Below are 21,918 nucleotides of genomic sequence, written 5' to 3' on the forward strand. Positions count from 1 at the left end.
ACGCGGGTTACCCTCGATGCGACGAAAGGAGCACGAGTGGGCGGCGGGCACGCACCGGGTAAGGGGCGGCGGGCAACCAGCGAGTTCCCCGCGGGCTGGACCGACGAGCAGATCATCGCGGTCGTCAAGGACATCGCGAACGATCCGAGCGAACCCCGCCGCAGACAGTTCAACGGTCGGTGGCGCTGCGCGGGTGAGCGGTACGGCGTCCACGTGATCGTGCTGGTCGAGGACAACGGCAACGTCAGAACCGGCTATCCGGTGGCGGGCCCCGGCGTGGTCCGCAATCCCGATACCGCGGCCGACCCGGCGAACCCGACCGTCGCCGACCTCGCCGCGGGCCGCATCAGCTTCTTCGGCGAGAGCCTGCTCGACCAGATCGCCGACCGCATCGCGCCGGACATCCTGGCCTTTTATCGCACCCTGCACTGGTCGGGTGAGTGGGAGGAACTGGCCGACGTCCTCATCGCGCACGCGGTGAACGAGAACCTGCGGCTCACTGTGGACGAGTTCGCCACCCTGGAAAGCCTGCTGAACAGCTTCGACCTGCCGATCGACGGCTTCCTCTACCTGAACGACCGGGCCCACACCCTGGCCACCCTGCGTCCTTAACTCGCTTCGGCGACCTCTACGGAGCTGTCCTCAGTGGCGGCCCGAAGCGCGTCCAGCGGCAGCCCGACGGCGTCCGCGATCGCCGCCACCGTGAAGAAGGCGGGTGTCGGGATCCGGCCGGTCTCGATCTTGCGGAGCGTCTCCACCGAGATCCCGGCCTCCGCGGCGACCTCGACCATGCTCCGCGACGCCGACGCGCGGGCGTCTCGGAGCGCCAGCCCCAGCCGCTCGCCACGTTCGCGTTCCTCGTTCGTCAACGGCACTCGCACCATGGACCCGATACTAATACCGGTCGTGCGCGGCCAGGCAAGTACACGAAGGCCCCCTTCCGGTAACCAGGCGCAAGGAAGGGGGCCTTCATGTACTAGCGGTCCGAGTTACCCACAGCCTGTGGGCAACTCTGTGCACAGGTAATCCCTAGTGGCTTCAGCCGCCCGCGGGCACCGGAAGTGGGAGGCCGGGGAGGCTCTGGTCGTTCGGCACCTTGCCGTCGACGAGGAAGTCCTCCACGACCTTGTCCACACCCGCGTTGCCGCCGGCGTAGATGCCGTGGTCACCCTCGCCGGTCACGGTGATCATCCGCGAGTTGGCGAACGCGCGGTGCGCACGGGTCGCACCTTCGATCGGGGTCGCCGGGTCGTGCACCGACTGGACGATCAGCACCGGCGGGACGCCGCGGCCGTCGAGCTTCGGCAGGTCGACCGGCTTGTTCTTCCAGAAGATGCACGGCTGGATCAGCCAGCCGGCGCCGAGCAGCGGCAGATCGCGGTCGATCAGCTTCTGCGACTGACGGATGACGCTCTGCCGATTGCCGGTCCACGGGCCCTCGTTGCAGGGGATCGTCCAGAAGCTGGCGTTGTAGGAGTCGCCGTCGGTGGGGACGAACAGCGGCTGCGGGCCGATGACGCCGTCGCCGTCCACGGTCTCCGCCTTGACCTTCTGCGCGGCCGAGGCCTTCTGCTGCTGGGTGCCGGTGCCCTCGGTCAGCGTCTTCAGGTTGACCAGGTAGTCGGCCAGCGCCGGGAAGTTACGCTTCGAGTAGAGGTACGACGCGATGGTCGAGTCGAGGGCGTTGGCCGAAACCGGGACGCCGTCCACCTCGACGGGGTTCTGCGTCAGCGCGAAACGGACCTTCTCGTAGCTCTGGCGAGCGGCCTCACCGTTCTTGCCGAAGTTGTAGACCTTGTTGTACTTGCCGATCCACGGCAAAAAGTCCTGACGCCAGCGGCGCTCGAAGCCGAGCGGCTGTCCGTCGAACGAGTTCTGCCAGGTGGTGGTGAACTCGGTCGACGAGTCGAGCAGGAACTTGCCGGTGCGGGTGGGGAACTGCTGCGCGTAGTGCGCGCCCATCCAGGTGCCCGCCGAGTAACCGACCCAGTTGATCTTGTCGCGGCCAAGGAGGACGCGCAGCAGGTCGATGTCGCGGATGGTCTGGGCGGTGTTGATGAGCGGGCCCAGCTCGCCGGACTTCACCTGGCAGGAGTTCGCCGCGTACTTGGTGGCGTCCAGGATCAGGTTGAGGTTCGCCCGGCTGCGGTCGTGCGGGTCGAGGTCGGAGCCGGTGCCGATCGCGTTTCCGCAGGTGATGTTGGTGCTCTTGCCGGTGCCGCGCGGGTCGAGACCGATGATCTCCTGGTTCGCGCGCAGCTTCGTCTGGTTGCGCAGACGGGCCGGGAAGTTGCGGCCCGGAGCGCCGGGGCCACCCGGGTTCGTGATGACGCTGGCCGTCGCTTTGCCGCTGGTGGCGGCGAGGCGGCTGACGGCGATCGTCAGGTCGATGTTCTCGTTCGACTTGTACCAGTTACGCGGTGCGCGGTAGGTCGCGCACTCGATGTTCTCGGCCCCCGGAGGCGGTGCGGACGGCAGTTCGTTCGCCGTGCACTTGTGCCAGTCCAGCTTCTGGCTCGCGTACTGCGCCGGAATGTTGGTGGAGTTCAGAGGCGGCTGCTTGGCCGCCTCCGGTCCTGCGAACGCAGGAGTGAACCCGGCCAGCATGGTGCCGGCGACTGCCGGGATCACCACCGCATAGCGGAGTTTCTTCATCCGATGCCCCTTTGATCTTGCGTGCGAAAATCTTGTTCGCGACTTGCGGCTATTGATATCCGGCGGGGCGCGGGACGGCAACCGTCCTTCGTCGTATGAGGCGTCGCGGATCAAATCGATATCGGGGGCCGGGGCATGGATCGACTAGGGTCATCGGGTCAATCCGCCGGTTTCGGGAGTGTTAGGTGAGGTCCGATGGCGTCAGGTAAGGCAGACGGGAAGGTGCGGGGTTTCCAGTTCAGCCCCTGGAACCTCCTGCTGATCATCCCGTTGCTGGTGCTGATCACGTCCTTGTTCAACACGGACGGCCCTCGGTTGTTCGGGATGCCGTTCTTCTACTGGTTCCAATTCGTGTTCGTCGCCGTCGGCGTTCTGTGCACCGGGATCGTCTACGCGATGACCAGGGACAGGCCGACCAGTGACCGTCCCGACCGGCTGTCCGTGGACGAACTCGACGAGGGGGACGTCAAGTGAGCAACATCCAGTGGCCGGAGCTGATCATCTTCACGGTCCTCTTCGCGGTGGTCACGGTCCTCGGCTTCGTCGCGTCCCGCTGGAAGGCGGGCAACACCCTCGACCATCTGGACGAATGGGGCCTCGGCGGCCGCAAGTTCGGGTCGTGGATCACCTGGTTCCTGCTCGGCGGTGACCTCTACACGGCCTATACCTTCGTGGCCGTGCCCGCGCTGATGTTCAGTGCCGGCGCGATGGGCATGTTCGCGCTGCCGTACACGATCGTCGTCTATCCGATCGTGCTGATGCCCGCGCTGCGCATGTGGTCGGTCTCCCGCGTTCGCGGCTACGTGACGCCCGCCGACTTCGTCCGCGGCCGGTTCGGTTCGCCGACACTCGCGCTGCTGATCGCGATCACCGGGATCATCGCGACGATGCCGTACATCGCGCTGCAACTCGTCGGCCTCGAAGCGGTGCTGCGGACCATGGGCATCAACGGCTCCGGCATCGTCGGGCACCTGCCGCTGCTGGTCGCCTTCATCATCCTGGCGGTCTACACCTACCAGTCCGGCCTGCGCGCGCCCGCGCTGATCGCTTTCGTCAAGGACATCTTGATCTACCTCGTGATCATCGTGGCGATCATCTACCTGCCCTCGAAGCTCGGCGGCTGGTCGGCGATCTTCGACGCGGCCGACGCGAAGTTCGACAAGACGCCTTCGCCGTCGGACGGCATCCTGCTCAACGCCAACAACCAGCTGCAGTACGCCACGCTGGCGCTCGGTTCGGCGCTCGCGCTGTTCCTTTACCCGCACTCGCTCACCAGCGTGCTCGCCTCGCGCGGCCGCAGCGTGATCAAGCGGAACATGGTCGCGCTTCCGGCGTACTCGCTGGTCCTCGGCCTGCTGGCGCTGCTCGGTTACGTGGCGATCAGTGCCTCCGTCTCCCCGATCACCAACAACGCCACCGGTAAACCCGACACGAACACCGTCGTCCCGGTGCTGTTCGACTCGCAGTTCTCGTCGTGGTTCGCGGGTATCGCGTTCGCGGCGATCGGTATCGGCGCGCTGGTGCCCGCGGCGATCATGTCGATCGCGGCGGCCAACCTGTGGACCCGCAACATCTACAAGGAGTACATCAAGAAGAACGCGACGCCGGGCCAGGAGGCGAAGCAGGCCAAGCTCGCTTCGCTGATCGTGAAGTTCGGCGCGGTGGCGTTCATCCTGTTCATCGATCCGCAGTTCTCGATCGACCTGCAGCTCATCGGCGGGGTGCTGATCCTGCAGACGCTGCCGGCGGTGGCGATCTCGCTGTACACGCGCTGGTTCCATCGCTGGGGCCTGATCGCGGGCTGGATCGTCGGCATCGGGTGGGGCCTGATCATGCTCTACGACATCCCGAACGCGGCGAGCGGCAAAGCCCATTTCGGTGGTTCGGCGCTGGCGCTGGACAAGCTGTCGATCTTCGGCTGGCACCCGTTCGGTGGCTCGCAGCTGCAGATCTACGTCGGGTTCGTGGCACTGGCGGCGAATCTGCTGGTCGCGGTGATCTTCACGGTGGTCGCGCGGCAGATGAAGGTCTTCAACGGCACGGACGACACCGCGGCCGAGGACTACCACGCCGACGAACACGACAAGGATCTCCGCGAAATCGGCGTCCACTAGATCTCAGGTGAGCGAAGGGGCCGCGTCCTGCCGGGACGCGGCCCTTTTCGTCGTCGCGGTCGCCACCAGATAGAGGACGAGACCGTTCAGCAGGTGCCAGACGAAGTGTGTCCCGGCAGCGGCGAACACTTCACAGCTCCAACCGCCAGGTCTGCCCGGTCAGTTCGTAGCCGAAGCCGGGGATCGTCTCTTCGCTCACCAGCTCGAAGCCGGCCTTCCGGTAGATCGCCCTCGCCGCGACCAGCAGCGAGACCGTCCAGAGCTCCATCGCCCGGTAGCCGGACGCCCTGGCGAACTCGACGCACTCGGCGACCAGGCGTTTCCCGACACCGCGTCCTCGTGCGGCCGGTTCGAGGAACAGCATCCGCAGTTTTGCGGTGGTGCCGTCTTCGGCGGGCATACAGAAGACGCTGCCGACGCGCTCCCCGTCGAGTTCGGCGATCCAACCGGCTTGGCGGGGCTCGCCGCGTTTGTCGACGTAGTCCGCGACGACGCGGGCGACGAGGGCTTCGAACCGTTCGTCCCAGCCGTACTCGCGGGAGTGGAGGGCGCCGTGCCGTTGGACCACCCAGCCGAAGTCACCCGGTCGTGGTGGGCGAAGGACCAGCGTGGGGTCCGGAGCACGCTCGCCGACCAGCGACGTGATCGTGTCCATCGCCCCGAGCAGGCGCTGCTGCTCGTCGTCGGCGAACCGGCCGAGCAGTGAGCCGATCCGGTCCACCGATCGCGCGTCGAGGACGTCGAACGCGTTCCGGCCGGTCTCGGTGAGCCGGATGACCTGGCGCCGGGCGTCTTCGTCGCTGCGCTCGCGCGTGAGGAGGCCGCGGTCTTCGAGCCTGCCGAGCAGCCTGCTCGCGTAGCCAGCGTCGAGGTCGAGACGTTTGCGCAGGTCGGTGACCTGGGTCGGGTCCTGTTGCGCGAGTTCGAAGATGACCCTGGCTTCGCTCAGGGAGTACTCGGAGTCGGCCGGTCCTTCGTCGAGGATGCCGATCACGCCGGTGTACAGGCGGTTGAAGGCCCGGACGGTCGCCACCCGGTCCGGTGGAACATTCATTTGACCACCCCAACTGATTCGTTGACGAAGTCAAAGATTACTCCACGAACTGGTGAAGGCAAGAACTTTTCCGGATCCGGACAGATGGAAACCCCGTGATGCTGCCAGGTCGGGGGTCCGCCAGCATCACGGGGTCGTAATGGGTATCGACGCGGCGTTCCGCGTCGTTACACCTCGCACATCATGTGTCGTAGGTCACTCGAATGGACGACATCTACAACGGTTGTTGTCAGGTCAGCGCATGTGCGTGTGGTGCGCCTGGGAGATAGCGATGAGTTCCTGACGAACGGTCGCGGTGGCCGCGGTGTCGATCGCCCGGTTCAGGGCCCGGCGAGTGCGAGCCTCGGCGCGACGGGCACGGAGCTTGGCGGCGATGTTGTTCATCGGTTTGAGTCATCCCCTTGAGGGTCTTGAGTCTTGGTGGCTGTGTCTCTAGTATGCACTCTTTTTCACAAGGAATCCAACGATTATCCGGTGACTTGGCACACCTGCCGATGAATCGTCGGTAACCAGAGGGAAAATCCGGAGAGATTTGGTGGCACCGGTCACATCTTGATAACGCAAAGTGCCTCTGGCGTTCGCGGGATTTAGCGGAAGAAGACACGACGAAACCGGTGGTAGGGGTCTCTACCGCTTTCTAGCGGCCACGCTATAAAGCCCCAGAGAGCACTAGTCCCGGCCGAGCAGGTAGTGGCCGAAGTGCGGAACGGTGAACGCGATGTGCCCGCGCTCGGCCGAGTACACGAGGCCCTTCTTCATCAGGCTGTCCCGCGCCGGAGACAGAGACGAAGGCTTCCGCCCCAGGTAAACGGCAACATCGGCGGTGCCTGCAGCCTCGTCGCGGCCCTGCGTCAGCTCGGCCATCGCGAGCAGGTACTCGCGTTCGGCAGGCGTCGCGCGCTCGTAGCGGGAGCCGAAGAAGCCGACCGCCAGTTCCGATTCGGCCTCCGGGGCCGCGACCTGGACGTCCTTCACCGTGATCGGATCGGCCGGGGCGGCGTCCCAGGCGGCCTTGCCGTACGCCTGGATGAAGTACGGGTAACCGCCGGACGCGTCGAACAACGCGTCCAACGCTTCAGGTTCGATCCCCGCGTCCTCGCGTTCGATGGGCGCCATCACCGCGAGATCGGCGTCTTCGCGCTCCAGCCTGTCGATGCGCGCGTAGCGGAAGAGGCGCTCCGAGTACGACTTCGACGCCGAAAGCACGGCAGGCACGTGCGGGAGACCAGCGCCGACCACGACCAACGGCGCTCCGGACTGCGAGAGTTCGTGGCAGGCGGCGCAGAGCGCGGAGACATCCTCGGGCAGCAGGTCCTGGATCTCGTCGATCAGCAGCGCGACGCCGGTGCCGACGTCCGCGGCCAGTTCGGCGACCTCGGTGAACAGCTCGACCAGGTCGATCTCGATGTCTCCGGAATCGGCCCGGCCCTGTGCGGCGGGCACGTCGATACCGGGCTGCCAGCGATCGCGGAGCTTGGCGTCCGGTTTGTTTGCGCGTAGCGCGAACGCCTTGAGCACGCCGAGCACCTGCTCGACCCGGTCCGGCGCCCGGTGGCGCACGGCGAGGTCGCGGATCGCACGGTGCAACGCGGCCGAAAGCGGTCGCCGGAGTTCGATGTCGGGGCGGGCTTCGATCTTGCCCGCGCCCCAGCCGTGCTTGATCGCCTTGGAACGCAGCTCGCCCAGCAGCACGGTCTTCCCCACGCCACGCAGGCCGGTCAGCATCAGGCTGCGCTCCGGTCTCCCGCGCGCGACCCGTTCGAGGACGACCTCGAAGGCTTGGAGCTCACGCATGCGACCGGCCAGCTCGGGCGGTCGTTGACCGGCGCCCGGCGCGAAGGGGTTGCGGATGGGATCCACTCTCGCACGCTATCGGCGTTTCTAGCGTGGGTCCGATATTCCGCCATAGAGGGGTAGGCGTGTCGCGGCGGGTTACTCCGAGTGGACGGGTCTGCAGCCCCGTCGCTCGTTCTCAGTCACTCAGGTTGCGCTCGGCGTAGAACTTCATCGCGTCACGGATGTACTCCGCGGTACCCGAGCCGTGCTTCTCGTCGTATTGCCCATAGCGCGGGTCGTCGACGTAAAGCTGTCCGAGACCGGCGAAGTAGCTCTTCGAGACGGTACGCACGGCCGGCCGAAGCCACTCGTGCAGCCGCCGCGTGATCGCCTGAGCCTCGTCACCGTCGGCGGGCAGGCCCTTGGTGTGAGCCTCCCCGAAGGCTACCGCGATGTCCTTCTGTTCCTGCTGGTGCGCCTTCTTGTCCTCGGCGCTCAGCGACTTCCACCACCGATCACCCTGCTTGTAGGCGTCGGCACCCCAGCGTTCGGTGACCTCCTTCTCGTATTTCGTGTGGTCGAAGCCGTCGAACACTTCCGCTGCCATCAGCTGTTCACCTCTCTCTGTCTTCTTCAAGGTCGTCCTGACCGATTCGATCTGCCGTCCGAGCCGCTGTCGCTCCTGCTCCAGCCACTTCAGGTGCGTGCGTAGCGCCGCCGTCGTGTCCTGCTCCCCTTCGAGCACCTCGCTGATTGCGGGCAGGCTCAGCCCGAGTTCGCGAAGCAGCAGGATCCGTTGCAGCCGCACCAGCGCGTCCTGGTCGTAGTAGCGGTATCCGTTGTTCCCCACCCGGCTCGGTTCGAGCAGCCCGATGTCGCCGTAGTGGCGCAGCGTGCGGCTCGTGGTCCCGGCCGAGCGGGCGATGTCCTGGATCGACCACTCCTTCTCGATCGGCATGTCCACGAAGGTAGAGGTTGACGTTGCGTCAAAGTCAATCGAAGTTCATCCGACGGTGGCATGGTTCATTCATGAAGACATTCGCGCTGGTCATCGCCGCTGCGCTGACCCTGACCACGGCCGGGGTCGCCGACGCGCATCCGCGTCGCACCTTCGACGTCCAGGCCCATCGCGGCGGGCTCGGCCTCACTGTCGAGAGCACACTCGCGTCGTTCGGCAAGGCGATGGAGCTGGGGGTGACCACACTCGAACTCGACATCCAGATCACCAGGGACGGTCGCGAGGTGATCACCCACGACCGCAAGACGACATCCGCGAAGTGCCGCGACACCGCGCCCGCGACGCCCGGCGACCCGGCGTACCCGTACGTCGGGAAGTACGTGAAGGATCTGACGTTCGCGCAGGTCCGCACGCTGGACTGCGGGTCGATCCGGCAGCCCGCGCACCCCGGTCAGACCTTGTCCCCCGGCGCCAAGATGCCGACGCTCGCCGAGTTGTTCCAGCTCGCCCGTGACCACCGCGCGTGGGGGATCAAGTTCAACATCGAGACCAAGGTCGAGGCCGCCGCTCCGCAGGAGACGGCGCCGCGCGAGCGGTTCGTCCACCGGGCGGTGCGCGAGATCCTGTTCTCCGGGTTCGCGCACAACGTCACGATCCAGAGCTTCGACTGGGGCTCGCTGATGCTGCTGCGCAAGGTAGCGCCGTGGATCCCGGCGGTCGCGCTGACCCAGCCGGAGTTCCTCCAGGTCGGGCAGCCGGGCAAGTCGCCGTGGCTCGGCGGGCTCGACATCGACGATTTCGGTGGCAGCCCCGTCCGCGCGGTGAAGTCGTTCGGCGCGAGCGCGCTCTCGCCGGTGCACGGCAACCCGCAGGGCGGCAAGATCGGCGACCCCGACTACCGGCCGTTCACGACGAAGGCACTGGTCCGCGAGGCGCACCGCGCCGGGATCAAGGTCGTGCCCTGGACGATCAACGACCCCGCCACCATGCACAAACTCATCGACGACGGTGTCGACGGCATCATCACCGACTATCCGGACCGACTGCGGGAGGTCGCGGCCGACCGCGGCTTCAAGTTGCCGCGGGCGTATCCGGCCCGCTAGCGGAATCTATGGCTTTCTAGCTTGAGAGAAATATTCGAAGATACTCCGTTAGCGCGGTTCGGCTCCCCTTCGGACGGGAAGTCTGGGGATAGGTTTGCTTTCCCCGGGTTCGATCAAGAAAGGCAACGACCGTGATTCTCCGCCGCGTCGCACGTCCGCTCCTCGCCGCGATCTTCATCTCCGGCGGGATCGGTGCGCTGAGGGACACCCAGGGCCACGCGAAGGCCGCGGAGCCGTTCCTCACCGGGTCTTTCGACAAGCTGGAGGGCTTGGTGCCGGAAGCGGTGCCGCGCGACCCCGCCACTCTGGTCCGCATCGACGCGGCGGTGAAGGTCGGTGCCGGTGTCGCGCTCGCCGCAGGCAAGGCGCCCCGGCTGGCCTCGCTGCTGCTGCTCGGCAGTCTGGTCCCGACCACGCTGGCCACGCACCGGTTCTGGGAGATCAAGGAGCCGGCCGAGCGCCAGCAGCAGCAGATCCAGTTCATCAAGAACGCCGGCCTCGCCGGTGGTCTTCTGCTGGCCGCCGCCGACACCGCCGGCAAGCCGTCGCTCGGCTGGCGTGCCCGCCGGGCCGCGTCCAAGACGGAGAAGCACGCCGAAAAGCTCGCGAAGCGCGCCGAGAAGGCCATCACCAAGTAGCCCCGGACGTTAGGAAAGGTCCGTTCATAACAGGATTTGTTGTGAACGGACCTTCCTGACACTCTCGGGCCCGTGGGCTCACTCGGTGAAGGCGGCGATGTCCTCTGCCTCGACCACCGTCCGGACCTCGACCTCGATCTCGTCGAACAGGGCCGCGTAGGTCTCCGCGAAAGCGACGGCCTCGGCCAGGTCTTCGGCGTTGATCAGCGCGAAGCCGCCGATGACCTCCTTGGCCTCGGTGAACGGGCCGTCGGTCGCGGTGATCTTGCCGCCGCGCCCCTTGCGGACCCGCGCGCCCCGCTCGGAAGGGTGCACGCCCTCCGCCGTGATCAGGATGCCCTTCTTGAACGAGTCCTCGATGAAGGCGCCCATCTGCTCGACGAACTCTTTGCTGGGGTTCCAGGCTTCCGGGGCGTTCTCGTCCAGCCGGTGCATCATCAGAAACCGCATCGCTGCTCCTCAGTGTCTTGACGGGGCCTTGTCTACCCCGCCTTCACCAGCGCGTCGAGCGGCTCGACGGCGGTTCGACATTTCCGCCTTGAAGTTTTCTAGCGGCTCGCGACCTTCTTGTACTGGGCCGTCGCCAGCGGCGCGAAGATCGCGATGATGGCGATGCAGCACAGAATCGCGTACAGCGACGCGTTCTCGGCGGGCCAGCCCGTCGGTGCCGCGCCGAAGCGGTTGCCGAACAGGTCACGCGCCGAGTTGATCACCGCGGTGAACGGGTTCCAGTCGGCGATCGCCTTCAGCACGCCCGGCAGCTTGTCCGCCGGGACGAACGCCGTCGAGATGAAGCTCAGCGGGAACATCCACATCAGCCCGGCGCTCTGCGCCACCTCGACACTGCGCGCGACGAGCCCGATCCACGCGCCGACCCAGGACAGCGCCCAGGCGAACATCAGCATCACCAGGTAGCCGAGCACCGCGTCGAGGAAGCTGCCGCGGATCCGCCAGCCGACCAGCAGCCCGCACAGCGACATGACGATCAGCGCGACCACGCTGATCACCAGGTCGGACGTCGTCCGGCCGAAGATCACCGCGAGGCGGGAGATCGGCAGTGAACGGAACCTGTCGATGATGCCCTTCTGCAGGTCGTTCGCGAACCCGATCACGGTGAACGCCGAGTTGAACGCGACCGTCTGCGCGAAGATGCCGGCGATCAGGAACTCGCGGTAGGCGAGCCCACCCGCTTCCCCGCCGATCGCGTCGCCGAAGACGTACGCGAACAGCAGCACGAACATGATCGGCTGCAGCGTCGCCGCCATCAGCCAGTCCGGGTTGCGCTGGACGTTCTTCAGGTTCCGCCAGGTGATCACGCCACCGTCGGAAAAGGCCTTGGCGACCGTGCTCACTTCTTTTCCCCCTCGTCCGTGGCGTGTCCTGTCAGCGAAAGGAAGACGTCGTCGAGCGTCGGCCGGTGCAGCGCGACGTCCAAGACGGCGACACCGTGCGCGTCCAGCCGCCGCAGCGCCTCGATCAGCGCCTTCGGCCCGCCCTCGACCAGGACGTCGACCTTGCGGGTGTGCTCGTCGACCGACGGTGTCCCCGAACCGACTTCGGTCAGCACCTGTGTCGTCATGGCGAGGTCGCCCGTGTTCGCGACGACCAGTTCCAGCCGTTCGCCGCCGATCTCCTGCTTGAGTTCGTCGGCCGTGCCGCGCGCGATGACCTTTCCCTTGTCGATCACCACGATCGAGTCGGCGAGCTGGTCGGCCTCCTCCAGGTACTGCGTGGTCAGCAGGACCGTGGTGCCGTCGGCGACCAGTTCCTTGATGACCTCCCAGGTGTCGATCCGGCCGCGTGGATCGAGCCCGGTGGTCGGTTCGTCGAGGATCACCACGGTCGGCTCGGCGACCAGCGCCCCCGCGAGGTCGAGCCGTCGCCGCATACCGCCGGAGTACGTCTTGGCGGGGCGGTCCGCCGCGTCCTCCAGCCGGAACCGCGCGAGCAGTTCGCGCGCCCTGGACTTCGCCGCGGCTTTCTTGCTCCCGTACAACCTGCCGACCATGTACAGGTTCTCGAACCCGGTGAGGTTCTCGTCCACTGCGGCGTACTGGCCTGACAACCCGATCGACCGCCGGACGGCGTCGGGCTGGGCCAGCACGTCATGCCCGGCCACCTCCGCTTCGCCCGAATCCGGGCGAAGCAGTGTGGTCAGGATTCGGACCGTCGTCGTCTTTCCGGCGCCGTTCGGCCCCAGCAGGCCCAGCACCTTGCCCGTCGGGATCGACAGATCGACCCCGTCGAGCGCCTTGGTGGCCCCGTAGGTTTTGACCAGCGCTTTCGCTTGAACTGCGAACATGCGGACAAACTAGACCCCGGCACCGACAAAGGCACCGGGTTTTTCCGCCGATCCGCTCCAGGCGAACGGATTACTTTTCGAGGATCGCGGTGATGCCCTGGCCGCCCGCCGCGCAGATCGAGATGAGTCCGCGGCCGGACCCCTTCTCGTTCAACAGTTTCGCGAGGGTGGCGACGATACGGCCGCCGGTCGCGGCGAACGGGTGCCCGGCCGCCAGCGACGAGCCGTTGACGTTCAGCTTCGCTCGATCGATGGAGCCGAGCGGCTCGTCGAGGCCGAGCTTCTCCTTGGCGAACGCCGGGTCCTCCCACGCCTTGAGGGTGGCGAGCACCTGCGAGGCGAAGGCCTCGTGGATCTCGTAGAAGTCGAAGTCCTGCAAGGTGAGTCCGGCGCGGTCGAGCATCCGCGGGACGGCGTACGCGGGCGCCATCAAAAGGCCTTCGTCACCATGGACGTAGTCGACGGCCGCGGTCTGCGAGAACGTCAGATACGCCAGCACCGGCAGCTTCCTGGCCCTCGCCCACTGCTCGGTCGCGAGCAGGACGGTCGACGCGCCGTCGGACAGCGGCGTCGAGTTGCCCGCGGTCATCGTGCCGTCGGCGCCGCCGAACGCGGGCTTCAGCTTCGCGAGCTTCTCGACGCTGGAGCCCGGGCGCAGGTTCTGGTCGCGGGCGAGCTTGAGGAACGGGGTCACCAGGTCGTCGAAGAAGCCGTTGTCGTAGGCGGCGCCGAGACGCTGGTGGCTGGTCGCGGCGAGCTCGTCCTGCGCCTCACGCGTGATCTCCCAGACCTTCGCGGTCAGCGCGGCGTGCTCGCCCATGGACAGGCCGGTGCGCGGCTCGGAGTTGCGCGGGATCTCGGGGACGATGTGGCCGGGACGCAGCTTCGCGGCGAGCTTGAGCCGTTCGGGAAGCGTCTTCGCGGCGTTGAGCTGCACGAGGATCTGGCGCAGGTCGTCGTTGACCGCCAGCGGCGCGTCGGACGTGGTGTCGACGCCGCCCGCGATGGCCGAGTCGATCTGGCCGAGGGCGATCTTGTTGGCGACGTTGACGATCGCCTGCAGGCCGGTACCGCAGGCCATCTGCACGTCGGACGCCGGAGTGGCGGGGTTCAGCTTGCTGCCGAGCACGCTTTCGCGGGCCAGGTTGAAGTCACGGGCGTGCTTGAGCACCGCTCCGGCGGCGACCTCGCCGATCACCTCGTCCTGCAGGGAGAAGCGGCTGACCAGGCCGTCGAGGGCGGCCGTGAACATGTCCTGGTTCGACGCTTTCGCGTACGGACCGTTCGAGCGGGCGAAGGGGATCCGGTTGCCGCCGATGATCGCGACCTTGCGCACGGGTGCCGTCCTTTTCGTGGCCATTTTTTCCACTCCTCCGTAGGCTCTCTCACACTGTAACCTACTAGCGAGTAGGTTAGAATACGACGTGATGCAAACTGCACGGGAGGCACGTAATGGCTGACAGGTACCAGCAGTTCACGAAATCCCCGGTGGGGAAGTTCGTGGTGCCGAAGCTCGGCCTGCCGAACCCCGCGACGCTTCGCCGGTACAAGCCCGGTCAGCCTGCCCTTGAAGGTCTCGCACTTCTCGGCGCCGCGCCGGGCGGCCGCCTCGCAAAGGTGATCGAGGCGCAGCTGCACCGCGCCGGCATCGACGTCATCTCGACAGCGGCCGACAAGCACGCCGCGCTCGTCTTCGACGCGACAGGCGTGAAGGACCCGAAGCAGCTTCGTGAGGTCTACTCCTTCTTCCACCCCGTGATCCGCAGCGTCGGTTCGTCGGGCCGCGTCGTCGTCCTCGGAACGCCGCCGGAGCTGGCCGAAGGACACGAGCGGATCGCCCAGCGCGCGCTCGAAGGCTTCGTTCGCTCCGTCGCTAAGGAACTGAAGCGCGGCGCGACCGCTCAGCTCGTGTACGTCGCCGAAGGGGCCGAAGAGGCCACCGAGTCCACGCTCCGATTCCTGCTGTCGTCTAAGTCCGCCTTCGTCGACGCCCAAGTCATCCGCGTCGGCACGGAGACCAAGACCGCGTCGGCCCCGGCCGACTGGGCCAAGCCCTTGGAGGGCAAGGTCGCGCTGGTCACCGGTGCTTCTCGCGGTATCGGTGCCGCCATCGCCGAGGTACTGGGCCGCGACGGCGCCCACGTCGTCGCACTCGACATCCCCGCGCAGGGCGCGGACCTGTCCAAGGTGGCCAACAAGGTCCGCGGCTCGGCGCTGCAGCTGGACATCACCGCCGCCGACGCGCCGGAGAAGCTGGCCGAGTACCTGACCACCCGGCACGGCGGCGTCGACATCGTCGTGCACAACGCCGGCATCACGCGCGACAAGACGCTGGGCAACATGACCGAAGGCGGCTGGGACTCGGTCATCGCGGTCAACCTCGCGTCGCAGCTCGCGGTGAACGAGAAGCTCCTGTCCGGCAAGGTGCTCCACGAGAACGGCCGGATCGTCGGCGTCTCCTCGATCGCCGGGATCGCGGGCAACGTCGGCCAGACCAACTACGCCACCAGCAAGGCGGGCGTCATCGGCATGGTGAACGTCGGCGCGCCGAAGCTCGCGGAGTACGGCGGCACGATCAACGCCGTCGCGCCGGGCTTCATCGAGACCAAGATGACCGCCGCGGTGCCGCTGTTCATCCGCGAGGCGGGGCGCCGGCTGTCCAGCCTCGGCCAGGGCGGGCTCCCGGTCGACGTCGCCGAGGCCATCGCCTGGTACGCGAACCCGGCGTCGGCCGCGGTCAACGGCAACGTGGTCCGCGTCTGCGGCCAGGCACTGCTGGGGGCGTGATCATGGCGGTCAAGGAACTTCGCGATTCGCCGAGCCTGTCTTCGCTGTACCCCAAGGCGTTGCTCGGTTCGCTGCGCAAGAGCGGCGGGAGCACGCTGCCGGGGACCGAGTTCGTCCGCCAGGGCGTCGTCGTCGACCCGGCGCACCTCGCCGCGTACAACCAGGTGTGCGGTTTCCGGCTGGACGACGTCCTGCCCGCGACGTATCCGCACATCCTGGCGTTCCCGCTGCAGATGGCGCTGATGACCGAGCCCGACTTCCCGTTCCCGTTGCTGGGCATGGTGCACGTCGAGAACCGGATCACCCAGCACCGCCCGCTGCGGCTCGAAGAGTCGTTCACCCTGCGTGTGCGCGCCGAAGATCTGCGGCCGCACGAGAAGGGCAAGCAGTTCGACGTGATCAGCGAGTTGCTCGTCGGCGACAGTCCTGTATGGACGGACGTCAGCACCTACCTGCGCCGTGGTGGCGGCAGCGGCGAGAAGACCTCGCGCGGCCAGCTCTCACAGCCGTCGCCCAACGCGATCTGGCAGGTGCCCGGCGACATCGGACGCCGCTACGCCGAGGTCTCCGGCGACCGCAACCCGATCCACCTGCACCCGATCACCGCGAAGGCGTTCGGATTCCCGTCGGCCATCGCGCACGGCATGTGGACCAAGGCGCACGCGCTGGCGGCGTTCGAAGGCAGGCTGCCGGAGGCGTTCACGGTCGACGTCAAGTTCAAGCAGCCGGTGCTGTTGCCTGCGAAGGCGGCGCTCACCACCTGGAGTGAAGGCGGTGGCTGGGCCTTCGAACTCTGGAACGCGCGCAAGCCGAAGCCGCACTTGGAGGGATCAGTCGTCGCTCTCTGACGGCTTCCAGACATCGCCCTCGACGAGGTCGTTGAACCCGAGCCAGACGAGGTTCATCAGCCACGAGGCGAGTACGCCGTCGGAGACATCGGGGTGGTCGAGCGCCCAGTCGGCCAGCGACTCGGCCGCCCCGACCAGCGCGGCGGACAGCCCGGCGCCGGAGAACTCGGCCTGCTCGCCGAGGCCCTTGCGGGTGCCGGCGGAGACGACCAGCGCGGCGACCAGTTCGATCGCGCGGGTGCGCATGGCGGTGATCTCCGCGGCGAAGGCGCCGCCGACGGTCATGGCCTGGCGGTGCAGCACCGTCCAGGACTCGCGGTAGTCGGCGACGAACCGGTAGAACGCGCGAAGCCCGTGCCAAAGCTGCATGTCGGGTGGCAGATCGGGCTTGATGCCGTCCTGCACCGCCTCGAGCAGGCGAGTGGCCTCGCGGCGGATGCACGCGCCGAAAAGGTCTTCCTTGGACCCGAGGTAGGTGTAGATCATCGGCTTGGACACGCCGGCGACCTCGGAGATCTCGTCCATCGACGCGGAGTGATAGCCGTAGCGCGAGAACACCGAGACCGCTGCGTCCAGGATCTGGCGTTCCCGCACCGCTCTCGGCAGCCTTTTGGCGCGTTCGGCGGGACGCGGTACTTCCTCGGACACTCAGGACCTCCCCTTAGTTCGCGTGAGACGCTACCGGGCTACCTCCGGCAAGGGTGATTTCGGCACGCTTGCCCACCTACCTACTGGCGGGTAGCCTTACGTCTTGGTAGGTGGAGCTGGAGGGAAAGATGACCGAGATCGTGGGGCTGACCGGCCGCGCGCTGGTCGACGCGCTGGACCGGATCGAGCCGGATTCGGCCGAGGCGCACGCTCTCGACGTCAACGAGGTCGCGGGTGCCATCGACCCGAAGGATCTCGGCAAGGACGACGTCCGGCGGCTGCTGGCCGCGCTCGGGCGGCTCGCGGAGTCCGCGCCCGCGTTCGACCTCCGCAAGGTCGACCCTGCCCGGTTCGCGAACCTCGTCGCCCGCGCCTCGCGCACGCAACTGGAGAGCGTCGTCGCCGAGCGGCCGCTCCGGGAACGCGTGCTGCGGGAGATCTTCGACCGCATGGGTGCCCACATCCGGCAGGACCGGGCGAAGACCCTGCACGCCGTCGTCCACTGGCGGCTTTCCGGCGGCATCGGCGAAGGCGGGTACGACCGCTACGAGACGGTGATTTCCCACGGTGAGTGCACGGTCGGCCGGGACATGAAGGAGAAGCCGAGGGTGACGATCACGATCGCGCCCGTCGATTTCTTCCGGCTCATCACCCATCAGGCGACACCCGCTGTGCTATTCGTCACCGGAAAGATCAAAGTAAAAGGTGACCTGGCCTTCGCGGCGGGCCTGATCGGTTTCTTCGACCTTCCGAAGCCTTCCTGAGCCCGGCCGAGCAGATACACTTCCGTGCCGTGCCCCGAAATTCTCCGAACCGGCGCAGGCGGGACAAGGTGCGCTTTTCCCGCCCGTTACGGCTGCACAAGACGCGCACCGGCGGTGAGCACGTCGTCAACGCCTTCGCGGAGAAGCTGGAGCTCGCCAAACTGAGCCCCGAGCAGTTCGTGCAGGTGCTGGAAACCCTGCATATGCTGGGCGAAGCCGGCGCGGGTATCGAGTTGAGCTCACTGGAGACCGAGGTGCTGGTCGACATCGTTCAGCGGGCGTCACGGGAGCAGCTCAAGGCGATCTCCGATCACCCGGAACTGCGTTCGGCGTTCCTCGACGAGATTTTCCGCAGAATGTCGGACCATTTCGTTCCCGAACGCGCGCGGCATGTCGTGTTCGTCGTCGCATGGCGTTTTACCGAAGGTGACGGAGAAGACGGTTTCGATCGGTTTCAAACAGTCATCGAAGACGGTGTCTGCGTTTCCAGCATTGATCTCGCGCGCTCGCCGGACACCACCATCACGCTGTCCGTCGACGACTTCATCCGGATGGCCACCGGCAACGCGGCCGTGGCGGCGATGTTCGTGACCGGCAAGGTGAAGGTGAAGGGCGAGTACGCGCCTGCCGTCCGGTTCAGCGGCTATTTCGACATCCCGAAGCCGAACGCGACCTGAAGGGGCCCTTCACCGCATGCGATGCGGTGAAGGACGCTTTCGTGGCTTGGGATGCGGGGAAAGTCCCCTTCAGCCCAGCTTCGCCGCTAGCAGCGTAGTGGCGAAGCTGAGGGGACTCAGCCCTCGACGATGCGGCCTTCGATCACCGGCGGTTGCTTCTTGGCGGCTTCGGCGGGAGGCGTGTCCATGACGACCTCGCTGTCCACCACCATCACCGGTCCACGCGCGTGGTTGGCGTACTTGACCGCCCGGCGCTGCATCCGCTTCTGCCAGACCTTGCGCGCGACACTCCGCGTCGGCGGCAGGATGAGCAGCAGTCCGAAGACGTCGCTCACGAAACCGGGCAGCAGGATCAGCAGACCGCCGAGGGCGATCAGCATCCCGTCGGTGAGTTCCTTCTCCGCGTCGGCCGGTCGGCCGAGGCGCGCGGACTCGGCGAACGCCCGGAAAGCGCGCCCGCCTTCGCGGCGCGCGAGCCACGACCCGATGAACGCACCGGCGAAGAGCAGGGCGATCGTGCCGAGCACGCCAACGGCCGAGCCCACCGCCCACACGGCGGCGATCTCGGCGACGACATAGAGCAGGAACGCGACAGCCATACTTGGACAACGTACGGCTTGCCCGTTTTGCTCCCAACCCCCGATACGGTGGTCGGTCGGGTGGACTTGGCTAAGGCATGGAGACCCTCGTGTACTCGGTGGGATGACCGCGGCGGCGGCAAGCGGACGCTGAACTCACCGTCGTCGCCGGTCTGGGCGGTGTCGTGCTGCTCGTGGTGAGCCTGCGCAAGCAGCGAGTCGCCGTGAGCTATGAAGGGGTTATCTTCCGGGGGCCGGTGACGCGGTTCGCAAAACGGCTCCTGTTCGGCGAGTTCACCGACTGGCGGGCGGGCTTCACCTTCTCGCGATACGAAGTCGCCCATCGTCGCCCCCACTTTCAAAGGAGAGTATGGGCTGGTGCTTTTTACTGCGCCGGAGCAAGGTTGAGGGCGTGAGTTTCGCCCTCGACCCCGATCCGGTCGAAGGTCAGCTGACGGCCTCGTCGAGATAGGCGGCGGCCTGCAAGGTGAACAGGTCGGCATAGCCCGCCTTCGCCGCCATCAGCTCGTCGTGCGTGCCGTATTCGGCGACCTTTCCGTGCTCGAGCAACAGAATCCGCTCCGCCTGCCGGACGGTGGAGAACCGGTGCGAGATGTACAGCGTCGTGCGTCCCTCCGAAAGCTCCCTCAGTCGCGAGAAGAGATCATGCTCCGCCTGGGCGTCCAGGGCGGACGTCGGTTCGTCGAGGATCAGGATCGGCGCTTCCCGCAGGAACGCCCTCGCCAGCGCGATCTTCTGCCACTCGCCGCCGGAAAGGCTGACACCCTGGTCGAACCAGCGGCCGAGCGGACTGTCGTACCCGCTGGGCAGGCGCTCGATCCGCTCGTCGGCCCCGGCTCGTTTGGCGGACTTCTCGATGCGCTCGCGGTCGACGAGGTGCGTCAGATCGCCGAGTCCGATGTTCTCGGACGCGGTGCCCTGGTAGGTCACGTAGTCCTGGAACATCGCGCTGACCCGTTTCCGCAGTTCCACCGGGTCGTATTCGCGGATGTCGACACTGTCGAGCAGGATCCGGCCGCCCGTCGGGTCGTACAGCCGGCACAGCAGTTTGAACAGCGTCGACTTCCCGGCGCCGTTGCGGCCGACGACGGCGACCGTTTCGCCAGGCAGGATCTCGAAGCTCACGCCGTCGAGCGCGGGTTCTGGTGCGCCGGGGTAGGTGAAGGACACTTCCTCGAACTCGATGTGTCCTTCCACAGTGGATGGAAGGGCGCGGGGTTCCGGCGGCGCGACGATCTCCGGTTTCGTGCCGAGGAAGCGATACAGCGTGTCGAGGTAGAGATTGTTCTCGTACATTCCGGAAAACGCGGTGAACAGGCCCTGGACCGACGTCTGCACCGAAGCCGCGGCGGCCGTGTACAGCGCTAGATCGCCGAGGGTGAGCCTGCCGCCGACGGCCTCCAGTGCGATGTACAGCGCGATCGCGGATCCGGCGGCGGTGCTCAGCAGACCCCATGACGTCGAACTGACACTGCGCTTGCGGGTCAGTTTCCGCTGGCGGTCGTAGGAGACCTGGCCGAGCCGCTGGAACCGGTCGACGAAGTACGGGCCGAGACCGAAGAGCTTGGTCTCCTTGGCATAGGTGTCCGTGGTGACCAAAGAGGACAGATAGTCCATGCGCCGTTTCAGCGGGGACATCATCAGCGTCAGCCAGAACGCGCGGGCACCGTACTTCGACTGCGAGATGAACGCGGGGATCGGCGCCACGAGCGCGACGAGCGCCAGCAGCGGGCTGATCGAGACGAGCAGCGCGACCATGCTGCCGAACGTGATCGCCGTCCGGACAAGGCCCAGCGCCGAGTTCATCATCGAAAGCGGCCGGGTCGGTGCCTCCTGCGCGGCCTGACGCAACATGTCGTAGGACGCGGAGCCCTCGAAGTACGACAGATGCAGCTTGCTCGCGTGGTCCATCACCTGGTGGCGGATGGTCAGCGTCATCCGTTCCTGCAGCAGGGTCTGGCCATAGGTGGTCAGCGCCTGCGAGAGCGCGGTGAGCACGAGGACACCGAACTGGAACAGCGCGACGCCGACGATCGCGCTCTTGGTCCCGTGCCCCTGGATCGCCGCGACCACCGAATCGATCAGCAGCTTCGCGATGTACGCGGTCGCCGTGGGCAGCAGCCCGGAAAGCAGCGTCACCAAGGTGATCATGATGGTCAGGAACGGGCTCGCCTGCCAGGTCAGCTTCGTGACCTTGGGCAGGCCGCGGAACGTGCCCGAGACGTTGACCCACATGCGGCCGAGCCGGGACTTCAGGTCTTTCGGGCCGGCTTCGGGTGCGGGCTCCGGGATGTCGACCGGACCGGTCAGCCCGCTGTCGGGCACCGTCGACGGCGGACGGCGTCGCCTGCCACCCCGCGCCAGCAGCATCTCCATCCCGCCCCCGCCGGGCGGGCCGATCACACGGTCCCCAAGGCGCCGTTGAGGAACACGTCGACGAGTTCCATCGTGGTGGGTTCGTCACCGGTCTCGCCGAACCGGATCCGGCCGCTGAACAGCAGTGACAGGAAGAGCGCCGCGGATTGCGCCGCGGGCAGGCGGAGCCGGTCCTTCTCCGGTTCGAACAGTTCGACCATGGCGTCGCGCATCGCGCTCATCGATTCCTTCCGGCGGTCCCCCCGGCCGTCGGGGCCGTGGCGGTGTTCGAGTCGCCCGCCGGTGCCGTGCATGGCGGCCATCAGCGCACCCATCCGCTGGAGGTGCGCGCTGAGTGCGCCTGCCGCTTCGATGAGCCTCTCGTCGAGGGGTTGATCGAGGTCGATGACCGCGATCGCGTCGAGCACCTGGTCGGGTTTCAGTGCTTCGGCGAAGCAGGTGGCGAAGAGTTCGTCCTTGTCCTTGAACACGCGGAAGACCGTGCCCTCGCCGATGCCGGCGGCGCGGGCAATCTGGGCCGACGTGACGCCGGCGCCGTGCTCCACCAGCAGGGGCAGCACGGACTGGACGATCATCCGGCGCCTCTCGTCGGCACTCATCCCCGGCGCTCTTCGCCGTG

At 66.8% G+C, this 21,918-nt stretch carries 24 protein-coding genes; 9 read left to right on the forward strand and 15 right to left on the reverse strand.

Annotation, left to right across the window (positions count from 1 at the left end; genetic code table 11):
- Positions 1–36 precede the first annotated feature (36 nt).
- Complete coding sequence (locus ACM6LU_RS06825; RefSeq protein WP_414936682.1) at positions 37–612, forward strand: EndoU domain-containing protein; 576 nt, start codon at positions 37–39, stop codon at positions 610–612.
- Here ACM6LU_RS06825 and ACM6LU_RS06830 read toward each other — a convergent pair.
- Entirely contained in the window at positions 609–884 is a 276-nt protein-coding gene (locus tag ACM6LU_RS06830; RefSeq protein ID WP_414936683.1) for a helix-turn-helix domain-containing protein, read from the reverse strand. The two genes, ACM6LU_RS06825 and ACM6LU_RS06830, sit on opposite strands and share 4 nt — an antisense overlap.
- 154 nt (positions 885–1,038) lie before the next feature.
- Positions 1,039–2,655, reverse strand: coding sequence for an alpha/beta hydrolase (locus ACM6LU_RS06835; RefSeq protein ID WP_414936684.1), 1,617 nt, complete (start codon positions 2,653–2,655; stop codon positions 1,039–1,041).
- A gap of 195 nt (positions 2,656–2,850) precedes the next feature.
- Here ACM6LU_RS06835 and ACM6LU_RS06840 point away from each other — a divergent pair, with 195 nt between their 5' ends.
- Together ACM6LU_RS06840 and mctP are read left to right on the forward strand one after the other, a co-directional pair.
- The gene (locus ACM6LU_RS06840) at positions 2,851–3,129 is read left to right on the forward strand and encodes a DUF3311 domain-containing protein (RefSeq protein ID WP_414936685.1); all 279 of its coding nucleotides are present in this window, start codon (positions 2,851–2,853) and stop codon (positions 3,127–3,129) included.
- Positions 3,126–4,769: a monocarboxylate uptake permease MctP gene (mctP, locus tag ACM6LU_RS06845; RefSeq protein WP_414936686.1), complete on the forward strand. Its 1,644-nt coding sequence runs from the start codon at positions 3,126–3,128 to the stop codon at positions 4,767–4,769. Before ACM6LU_RS06840 ends, mctP begins: the two co-directional genes overlap by 4 nt.
- 3 nt (positions 4,770–4,772) lie before the next feature.
- Here mctP and ACM6LU_RS06850 read toward each other — a convergent pair whose 3' ends face one another.
- From ACM6LU_RS06850 to ACM6LU_RS06870, 5 genes are all read right to left on the reverse strand, one after another.
- Complete coding sequence (locus tag ACM6LU_RS06850; RefSeq protein ID WP_414936687.1) at positions 4,773–4,898, reverse strand: hypothetical protein; 126 nt, start codon at positions 4,896–4,898, stop codon at positions 4,773–4,775.
- Position 4,899: 1 nt separating this feature from the next.
- Positions 4,900–5,823: a bifunctional helix-turn-helix transcriptional regulator/GNAT family N-acetyltransferase gene (locus ACM6LU_RS06855; protein WP_414936688.1), complete on the reverse strand. Its 924-nt coding sequence runs from the start codon at positions 5,821–5,823 to the stop codon at positions 4,900–4,902.
- Positions 5,824–6,057: 234 nt separating this feature from the next.
- Positions 6,058–6,207, reverse strand: a complete 150-nt coding sequence (locus ACM6LU_RS06860) for a hypothetical protein (protein WP_005155873.1) — start codon at positions 6,205–6,207, stop codon at positions 6,058–6,060.
- 285 nt (positions 6,208–6,492) lie between these two features.
- Positions 6,493–7,683, reverse strand: a complete 1,191-nt coding sequence (locus ACM6LU_RS06865) for an AAA family ATPase (protein WP_414936689.1) — start codon at positions 7,681–7,683, stop codon at positions 6,493–6,495.
- 112 nt (positions 7,684–7,795) lie between these two features.
- Positions 7,796–8,557: a MerR family transcriptional regulator gene (locus tag ACM6LU_RS06870; RefSeq protein WP_414936690.1), complete on the reverse strand. Its 762-nt coding sequence runs from the start codon at positions 8,555–8,557 to the stop codon at positions 7,796–7,798.
- A 71-nt stretch (positions 8,558–8,628) separates the two neighbouring features.
- Between ACM6LU_RS06870 and ACM6LU_RS06875 the strand changes: the two genes are divergently transcribed.
- Together ACM6LU_RS06875 and ACM6LU_RS06880 are read left to right on the forward strand one after the other, a co-directional pair.
- Positions 8,629–9,660 (forward strand): glycerophosphodiester phosphodiesterase family protein, encoded by a 1,032-nt coding sequence (locus tag ACM6LU_RS06875; protein WP_414936691.1) that lies wholly within the window; start codon positions 8,629–8,631, stop codon positions 9,658–9,660.
- Positions 9,661–9,791: 131 nt separating this feature from the next.
- On the forward strand, positions 9,792–10,298 hold the full coding sequence (locus ACM6LU_RS06880) for a DoxX family membrane protein (RefSeq protein ID WP_414936692.1): 507 nt from the start codon (positions 9,792–9,794) through the stop codon (positions 10,296–10,298).
- A 78-nt stretch (positions 10,299–10,376) separates the two neighbouring features.
- On the opposite strand, the gene ACM6LU_RS06885 is transcribed toward ACM6LU_RS06880, so the two are convergent.
- The 4 genes from ACM6LU_RS06885 to ACM6LU_RS06900 form a co-directional block, all read right to left on the reverse strand.
- A complete protein-coding gene (locus ACM6LU_RS06885; RefSeq protein WP_414936693.1) occupies positions 10,377–10,748 on the reverse strand; it encodes a YciI family protein in 372 nt (123 codons plus the stop codon).
- Between the two features lie 98 nt (positions 10,749–10,846).
- Entirely contained in the window at positions 10,847–11,650 is an 804-nt protein-coding gene (locus tag ACM6LU_RS06890; protein ID WP_414936694.1) for an ABC transporter permease, read from the reverse strand.
- Complete coding sequence (locus ACM6LU_RS06895) at positions 11,647–12,600, reverse strand: ATP-binding cassette domain-containing protein (protein ID WP_414936695.1); 954 nt, start codon at positions 12,598–12,600, stop codon at positions 11,647–11,649. The genes ACM6LU_RS06890 and ACM6LU_RS06895 overlap by 4 nt, the downstream gene beginning before the upstream one ends.
- A 70-nt stretch (positions 12,601–12,670) precedes the next feature.
- Entirely contained in the window at positions 12,671–13,960 is a 1,290-nt protein-coding gene (locus tag ACM6LU_RS06900; protein ID WP_414936696.1) for an acetyl-CoA C-acetyltransferase, read from the reverse strand.
- Positions 13,961–14,052: 92 nt separating this feature from the next.
- On the opposite strand from ACM6LU_RS06900, the gene ACM6LU_RS06905 reads away from it, so the two are divergent.
- The gene (locus tag ACM6LU_RS06905) at positions 14,053–15,387 is read left to right on the forward strand and encodes a 3-oxoacyl-ACP reductase (protein WP_414936697.1); all 1,335 of its coding nucleotides are present in this window, start codon (positions 14,053–14,055) and stop codon (positions 15,385–15,387) included.
- Positions 15,388–15,389: 2 nt separating this feature from the next.
- Positions 15,390–16,235 carry a MaoC/PaaZ C-terminal domain-containing protein gene (locus ACM6LU_RS06910; protein WP_414936698.1) on the forward strand — a complete coding sequence of 282 codons (846 nt, stop codon included), beginning with the start codon at positions 15,390–15,392 and terminating at the stop codon, positions 16,233–16,235.
- Here the strand turns inward: ACM6LU_RS06910 and ACM6LU_RS06915 are convergent.
- Positions 16,218–16,883, reverse strand: coding sequence for a TetR/AcrR family transcriptional regulator (locus ACM6LU_RS06915; protein WP_414936699.1), 666 nt, complete (start codon positions 16,881–16,883; stop codon positions 16,218–16,220). The two genes, ACM6LU_RS06910 and ACM6LU_RS06915, sit on opposite strands and share 18 nt — an antisense overlap.
- Before the next feature lie 128 nt (positions 16,884–17,011).
- Here ACM6LU_RS06915 and ACM6LU_RS06920 point away from each other — a divergent pair, with 128 nt between their 5' ends.
- A complete protein-coding gene (locus ACM6LU_RS06920; RefSeq protein ID WP_414936700.1) occupies positions 17,012–17,647 on the forward strand; it encodes an SCP2 sterol-binding domain-containing protein in 636 nt (211 codons plus the stop codon).
- Positions 17,648–17,715: 68 nt separating this feature from the next.
- Complete coding sequence (locus ACM6LU_RS06925) at positions 17,716–18,324, forward strand: SCP2 sterol-binding domain-containing protein (RefSeq protein ID WP_414937110.1); 609 nt, start codon at positions 17,716–17,718, stop codon at positions 18,322–18,324.
- A 116-nt stretch (positions 18,325–18,440) separates the two neighbouring features.
- Here ACM6LU_RS06925 and ACM6LU_RS06930 read toward each other — a convergent pair whose 3' ends face one another.
- The 3 genes from ACM6LU_RS06930 to ACM6LU_RS06940 form a co-directional block, all read right to left on the reverse strand.
- Positions 18,441–18,923, reverse strand: coding sequence for an FxsA family protein (locus ACM6LU_RS06930; RefSeq protein WP_414936701.1), 483 nt, complete (start codon positions 18,921–18,923; stop codon positions 18,441–18,443).
- 426 nt (positions 18,924–19,349) lie between these two features.
- Positions 19,350–21,299: an ABC transporter ATP-binding protein gene (locus ACM6LU_RS06935; RefSeq protein WP_414937111.1), complete on the reverse strand. Its 1,950-nt coding sequence runs from the start codon at positions 21,297–21,299 to the stop codon at positions 19,350–19,352.
- 23 nt (positions 21,300–21,322) lie between these two features.
- The gene (locus ACM6LU_RS06940) at positions 21,323–21,898 is read right to left on the reverse strand and encodes a TetR/AcrR family transcriptional regulator (protein WP_414937112.1); all 576 of its coding nucleotides are present in this window, start codon (positions 21,896–21,898) and stop codon (positions 21,323–21,325) included.
- Positions 21,899–21,918: the final 20 nt, after the last annotated feature.

Source organism: Amycolatopsis sp. cmx-11-51 (genome assembly GCF_047608665.1).
GTDB lineage: Bacteria > Actinomycetota > Actinomycetes > Mycobacteriales > Pseudonocardiaceae > Amycolatopsis.

Coding starts and splice junctions, on each gene's coding strand:
- ACM6LU_RS06875 (WP_414936691.1), top strand. CDS start 8,629: ATGAAGACATTCGCGCTGGTCATCGCCGCTGCGCTGACCCTGACCACG.
- ACM6LU_RS06935 (WP_414937111.1), bottom strand. CDS start 21,299: ATGGAGATGCTGCTGGCGCGGGGTGGCAGGCGACGCCGTCCGCCGTCG.
- ACM6LU_RS06885 (WP_414936693.1), bottom strand. CDS start 10,748: ATGCGGTTTCTGATGATGCACCGGCTGGACGAGAACGCCCCGGAAGCC.
- ACM6LU_RS06900 (WP_414936696.1), bottom strand. CDS start 13,960: ATGGCCACGAAAAGGACGGCACCCGTGCGCAAGGTCGCGATCATCGGC.
- ACM6LU_RS06920 (WP_414936700.1), top strand. CDS start 17,012: ATGACCGAGATCGTGGGGCTGACCGGCCGCGCGCTGGTCGACGCGCTG.
- ACM6LU_RS06895 (WP_414936695.1), bottom strand. CDS start 12,600: ATGTTCGCAGTTCAAGCGAAAGCGCTGGTCAAAACCTACGGGGCCACC.
- ACM6LU_RS06840 (WP_414936685.1), top strand. CDS start 2,851: ATGGCGTCAGGTAAGGCAGACGGGAAGGTGCGGGGTTTCCAGTTCAGC.
- ACM6LU_RS06870 (WP_414936690.1), bottom strand. CDS start 8,557: ATGCCGATCGAGAAGGAGTGGTCGATCCAGGACATCGCCCGCTCGGCC.
- ACM6LU_RS06930 (WP_414936701.1), bottom strand. CDS start 18,923: ATGGCTGTCGCGTTCCTGCTCTATGTCGTCGCCGAGATCGCCGCCGTG.
- ACM6LU_RS06910 (WP_414936698.1), top strand. CDS start 15,390: ATGGCGGTCAAGGAACTTCGCGATTCGCCGAGCCTGTCTTCGCTGTAC.
- ACM6LU_RS06940 (WP_414937112.1), bottom strand. CDS start 21,898: ATGAGTGCCGACGAGAGGCGCCGGATGATCGTCCAGTCCGTGCTGCCC.
- ACM6LU_RS06905 (WP_414936697.1), top strand. CDS start 14,053: ATGGCTGACAGGTACCAGCAGTTCACGAAATCCCCGGTGGGGAAGTTC.
- ACM6LU_RS06830 (WP_414936683.1), bottom strand. CDS start 884: ATGGTGCGAGTGCCGTTGACGAACGAGGAACGCGAACGTGGCGAGCGG.
- ACM6LU_RS06860 (WP_005155873.1), bottom strand. CDS start 6,207: ATGAACAACATCGCCGCCAAGCTCCGTGCCCGTCGCGCCGAGGCTCGC.
- ACM6LU_RS06855 (WP_414936688.1), bottom strand. CDS start 5,823: ATGAATGTTCCACCGGACCGGGTGGCGACCGTCCGGGCCTTCAACCGC.
- ACM6LU_RS06835 (WP_414936684.1), bottom strand. CDS start 2,655: ATGAAGAAACTCCGCTATGCGGTGGTGATCCCGGCAGTCGCCGGCACC.